This is a genomic window from Thiobacillus sp., from assembly GCF_024708915.1.
The window spans coordinates 1-5,111 of sequence record NZ_JANJXQ010000005.1 but is presented as its reverse complement, the minus strand read 5'-3'; the positions used below and the strand labels follow the sequence as shown (position 1 = coordinate 5,111).

At 65.5% G+C, this 5,111-nt stretch carries 5 protein-coding genes and 1 other RNA gene; 1 reads left to right on the top strand and 5 read right to left on the bottom strand.

All coding sequences use genetic code 11. The annotated features are described in order from the left end of the window. The 5 genes from ssrA to Q0L94_RS00645 form a co-directional block, all read right to left on the bottom strand. Window positions 1-140, bottom strand: a transfer-messenger RNA (tmRNA) gene (gene ssrA, locus Q0L94_RS00665); the annotation flags it as partial. Window positions 141-224: 84 nt separating this feature from the next. Next, complete coding sequence (locus Q0L94_RS00660; RefSeq protein ID WP_296749116.1) at window positions 225-608, bottom strand: SirB2 family protein; 384 nt, start codon at window positions 606-608, stop codon at window positions 225-227. 3 nt (window positions 609-611) lie between these two features. Further along, the gene (locus Q0L94_RS00655; RefSeq protein WP_296749114.1) at window positions 612-1,274 is read right to left on the bottom strand and encodes an HAD-IA family hydrolase; all 663 of its coding nucleotides are present in this window, start codon (window positions 1,272-1,274) and stop codon (window positions 612-614) included. A gap of 4 nt (window positions 1,275-1,278) precedes the next feature. After that, window positions 1,279-1,977, bottom strand: coding sequence for a bifunctional 2-polyprenyl-6-hydroxyphenol methylase/3-demethylubiquinol 3-O-methyltransferase UbiG (ubiG, locus tag Q0L94_RS00650; RefSeq protein WP_296749112.1), 699 nt, complete (start codon window positions 1,975-1,977; stop codon window positions 1,279-1,281). A gap of 8 nt (window positions 1,978-1,985) precedes the next feature. Then, window positions 1,986-3,299: a TRZ/ATZ family hydrolase gene (locus Q0L94_RS00645; RefSeq protein WP_296749110.1), complete on the bottom strand. Its 1,314-nt coding sequence runs from the start codon at window positions 3,297-3,299 to the stop codon at window positions 1,986-1,988. A gap of 100 nt (window positions 3,300-3,399) precedes the next feature. Between Q0L94_RS00645 and gyrA the strand changes: the two genes are divergently transcribed. After that, window positions 3,400-5,111 (top strand): DNA gyrase subunit A (gene gyrA / locus Q0L94_RS00640; RefSeq protein WP_296749108.1); only part of this gene is annotated, 1,712 nt, incomplete at its 3' end.

Here is a 5,111-nt window from a genome sequence, read left to right as displayed (position 1 = left end):
TGTGAGTCCTGGACCTTAAGCGGCCAGGGCGTAGTTTTCGTCGTTTGCGACTAAAGTTTTTCAGTTGGATTTACGAGGTGCTCTGACCCTCGGTATGCCCTACGCTGCTTTGCAACCCACGTCGAAGCCAGGTCGGTCCCTTGTCTTACTGCAACAAGTGTACCGCATAGAGGGCGGGGCGGAGGCAAAGTTCCGGCGCCGGGAGAAATTTCTATTTGACTGGCTCAGCCCATGAAGGGGAAGGGGGTGTGCGCACGCGCCACCGCCCCCATGTAGCCGAACACCAGCAGGGCGGCGAACCAGGAGGAGATGCGCTGGCCCCGGGTCCGTCCGCGCTTGAGGGCAATCGTGCCGAGCACGATGTAGGCGATCAGCGCAAAAAACTTGGCGGTGAGCCAGCCGTGCGTCAGCGGATATTGCTGGATCAGTACGGCGAGCCCGATGCCGCTGGCGAGCAGCAGGCTGTCGTTGACGTGCGGAACGATGCGCACCCAGCGCGCCTGCAGCAAGGAGGAGCCTGCCATCATCCAGGCGCCGCGCAGCACGAACAGCGTCAGGGTGATGGCGATGGTGGTGAGGTGCAGGTTCTTGAGGATGAGGTAGGCCATTGCTCAGCCAAGAAAGTCGAGGGTGTCGGCCGGATGGCGGATTTGCGCCTGCGCGCCCCAGGTATGCGGCTGGTCGGCGGCGTCGAGGTAGCCCCAGGCGGCGACCAGCGCGGGCATGGCGGCAGCGCGCGCGGCCTGGATGTCGCGCTCGGCGTCGCCCAGATACAGGCACTGCGCGGGGGGCGCGCCGCACAGTTCGGCAGCGGCGAGCATCGGCGCCGGATGCGGCTTCGGCTGCGGGCAGGTGTCGCCGGAGACGATGCAGGCGGCGCGCTCGGCGAGGTCGAGCACGGACATCAGGGGTTCGGTGAAGCGCGCCGGTTTGTTGGTGACCACGCCCCATTTCAGCTGGCGCGCTTCGAGTTCGGTCAGCAGATCGAGGATGCCGGGAAAGGGGCGCGAATGGCGGCAGATGTTGTCGGCGTAGAGCTGCAGGAATTCCTCGCGCATGCGGGCAAAGCGCGAGTCTTCCGGGTGCAGGTCGAAGCCGACGCCAAGCAGGCCGCGCGCGCCGTGCGAGGCCTGCGGCCGGATGACCGCGTCGGCCAGCGGCGGCAGGCCGTGGCGCGCGCGCTGCAGGTTGAGCGCGTGACCGAGATCGGGCGCGGTGTCGACCAGGGTGCCGTCGAGGTCGAACAGCACGGCGCGGATGTTCTCGAGCTTCACGGTTTTACTCTCCCCGGCGCGTCGCCAGCAGGTAGTTGACGCCGGTATCGGCTTCCAGCTTGTAGACCTTGGTCAGCGGGTTGTAGGTCATGCCGATCAGCTCCTCGGTGTCCAGCCCGGATTCGCGCGCCATGCGGGCGAGCTCGGCGGGCTGGATGAACTTGGCGTAGTCGTGGGTGCCGCGCGGCAGCAGCTTGAGGATGTATTCGGCGCCGACGACGGCGAACAGGTAGCTCTTGGCGTTGCGGTTGAGCGTCGAGAAAAACACCCAGCCGCCCGGCTTCACCAGTCGGGCGCAGGCGGCGACGACGGAAGCCGGATCGGGTACGTGTTCGAGCATTTCCATGCAGGTGACGACGTCGAATTCGCCGGCGTGCTGCGCGGCGTAGTCTTCGGCCGACGCCATCCGGTAGTCGACACTTCTGCCGGATTCGTAGAGGTGCAATTGGGCGACCTTGAGCGCCTTCTCCGACAGGTCGATGCCGCTGACGGTGGCGTCGGCGCCGGCCATCGCCTCGGACAGGATGCCGCCGCCGCAACCGACGTCGAGCACTTTCTTTCCATTCAGCTGCGCCAGCTTGTCGATCCATTTCAGACGCAGCGGGTTGATTTCGTGCAGCGGCCTGAACTCGGAATTCGGATCCCACCAGCGGTGGGCAAGTTCGGAGAATTTGGCGATTTCGGCAGCGTCGACGTTGCTCATCAGGAACCTCAGGCGGTAAGTTTGGTGCGCCAGTAGGCGGCGCGGGCGGTCAGGTCGTCGGTGTCGAGGCCGACCAGACGGCGGTCATTCAGTTTCAGCTTGCCGTCGACCCAGACGTGGGTGACGTCGGCGCGTCCGGCAACGTAAACCAGGTGCGAGACCGGGTCAAATACCGGCTGGCTGGACAGGGCTTGCAGGTCGACCGCGACCAGGTCGGCGCGTTTGCCGGGGGCGATGCTGCCGATGCGGTCGTCGAGGTTGAGCGCGCGGGCGGCATCGAGGGTCGCCATTTTCAGCGCGGCGGCGGCGGGCAGGGCGGCGGCGTCATTGCTGGCGCCCTTGGCCAGCAAGGCGGCCAGGCGCATCTCGGCAAACAGGTCGAGACGGTTGTTGCTGGCGGCGCCGTCGGTGCCGAGGCCGAGATTGATGCCTGCCGCGGCGAACTTGGCCACAGGCGCGATGCCGGAGGCCAGTTTCAGGTTCGAGGTGGGGCAATGCGCCACGTGGCAGCCGTGTTGCGCCAGCAGGTCGATCTCGGCGTCGCTGACATGCACGGCATGGACGCCGATGAAATTTGGCCCCAGCAGGCCGAGCCGCGCCAGCCGCTCCAGCGGGCGCACGCCATACTGATTCACGCTGTCGCGGATTTCGTCGGTGGTTTCGTGGATGTGGGTGTGGATGGGCAGGCTGAGTTGTTCGGCCAGGGTGTTGATGCGGTCGAAGGTGGCGTCCGCGATGGTGTAGGGCGCGTGCGGCGCAAAAGCGAAGGAGAGCAGTGGCTCTTCCTTCAGATCGTCGCGCAAGGCGAGCCCCTTGGCCAGGTAATCGTCGGCGTCCATGGCATAGGCGCTGGGGTGTTCCAGCACGATCATGCCCAGCGTGGCACGCATCCCCGCCTGCAGAAAGGCTTCGCCCGCTGCCTGCGGGAAGAAATACATGTCGTTGCAGCAGGTGACGCCGCCGGCCAGCATTTCGGCGGCGGCGAGCAGGGTGCCGTCGCGCACGAAGGCCTCGGATACGTGCTTTTTTTCGGCTGGCCAGATGTGTCCGTTAAGCCAGGCCATCAGCGGCAGGTCGTCGGCAAAGCCGCGCATCAGTGTCATCGCGGCATGGCCGTGCAGGTTGACCAAACCCGGAATCAGCGCGCGGCCGGGCAGGGCAACCGTCTGCGCGGCGGCGTAGCGGGCCTGGGCGGCGTCGGCAGGCAGCACGTCGAGGATGCGGCCGTTCTGCACCAGCACGGCATGGTCGGTCAGCGTCCCTTCCGGTTCGACGGGCACCACCCATTGCGGCAGGAGAAGGAGGTCGGCGGGGGCTTTCATGGTGGCCTGCATTCTCACTGTTTGGGCGTGGTTTGGCAAAGGCGGGCGGGACGGGCGGCCATGCTAAAATCGCGGGCTTTAAGTCAATAAAAAGCCGGTTATGGAACAGTTTGCCAAGGAAACCCTCCCGGTCAGCCTCGAAGAGGAAATGCGGCGCTCCTACCTCGATTACGCCATGAGCGTGATCGTGGGGCGCGCGCTGCCGGATGTGCGCGACGGCCTGAAGCCGGTGCACCGCCGCGTGCTGTACGCGATGAACGAGCTTTCCAACGACTGGAACAAGGCCTACAAGAAGTCGGCGCGCGTGGTCGGCGACGTCATCGGTAAATACCACCCGCACGGCGACACCGCGGTGTACGACACCATGGTGCGGATGGCGCAGGACTTCTCGCTGCGCTACCCGCTGATCGACGGCCAGGGCAACTTCGGCTCGGTCGACGGCGACAACGCGGCGGCGATGCGTTACACCGAAGTGCGGATGGCGAAGATCGCGCACGAACTGCTGGCCGACCTCGACAAGGAAACGGTCGATTTCGGCCCTAACTACGACGGTTCCGAGCACGAGCCGCTGGTGCTGCCGGCCAAGATCCCCAACCTGCTGATCAACGGCTCGTCCGGCATCGCGGTAGGGATGGCGACCAACATCCCGCCGCACAATCTCACCGATATCTGCACGGCGCTGTTTGCGCTGCTGGACGATCCCGAGATCGACATCGAGTCGCTGATCGCCATCGTCAAGGCGCCCGACTTCCCGACCGCCGGCATCATCTACGGCCTCTCCGGCGTGCGCGACGGCTACCGTACCGGGCGCGGCCGCGTGGTGATGCGCGCGACCTGCCACGTCGAGGATCTCGACCGCGCCGGCGGCAAGCAGGCGATCATCATTGACGAGCTGCCGTACCAGGTGAACAAGGCCAACCTGCTGATCAAGATCGGCGAACTGGTGCGCGAAAAGCAGATCGACGGCATCGCCGACCTGCGCGACGAATCCGACAAGTCGGGCATGCGCGTCTACATCGAGCTGAAGCGCGGCGAGAACGCCGACGTGATCCTGAACAATCTGTACAAGCAGACGCAGATGCAGGATACCTTCGGCATGAACATGGTGGCGCTGATCGACGGTCAGCCGCGGCTGCTCAATCTGCGCGAGATGCTCGACGCCTTCCTGCGCCACCGCCGCGAAGTCGTCACCCGCCGCACCGTGTTCGATCTCAGGAAGGCGCGCGAACGCGGCCACATCCTGGAGGGCCTGGCGGTGGCGCTGGCCAACGTCGACGAGATCGTCGAGCTGATCAAGAGTTCGGAAACCCCGGTGATCGCCAAGGAGCGCCTGCTCGACCGCGCCTGGAAGTCGGCGATGGTCGAGGAAATGCTGGCGCGCATCGACCCCGAGTATTCGCGCCCGGTGAATATCGGCCCCGAGTTCGGCCTGCACGCCGACGGCTACCACCTGTCCGAAGTCCAGGCGCAGCGTATCCTCGAAATGCAGCTGCAGCGCCTGACCAATCTGGAATCCGACAAGATCATCGGCGAGTACAAGGAGATCATGGCGAAGATCGCCGACCTGCTCGACATCCTCGCCAACCCGGCGCGCATCACCCAGATCATCCGCGAGGAGCTGACCCAGATCCGCGATCAGTTCGGCGACGCGCGCCGCTCGGCCATCGTCGAGAACGCGCAGGACATGTCGATGGAAGACCTGATCAAGCCGGAGGAGATGGTGGTGACGCTGTCGCACGGCGGCTACATGAAGTCGCAGCCGATCGACGACTACCGCGCGCAGAAGCGCGGCGGGCGCGGCAAGCAGGCGGC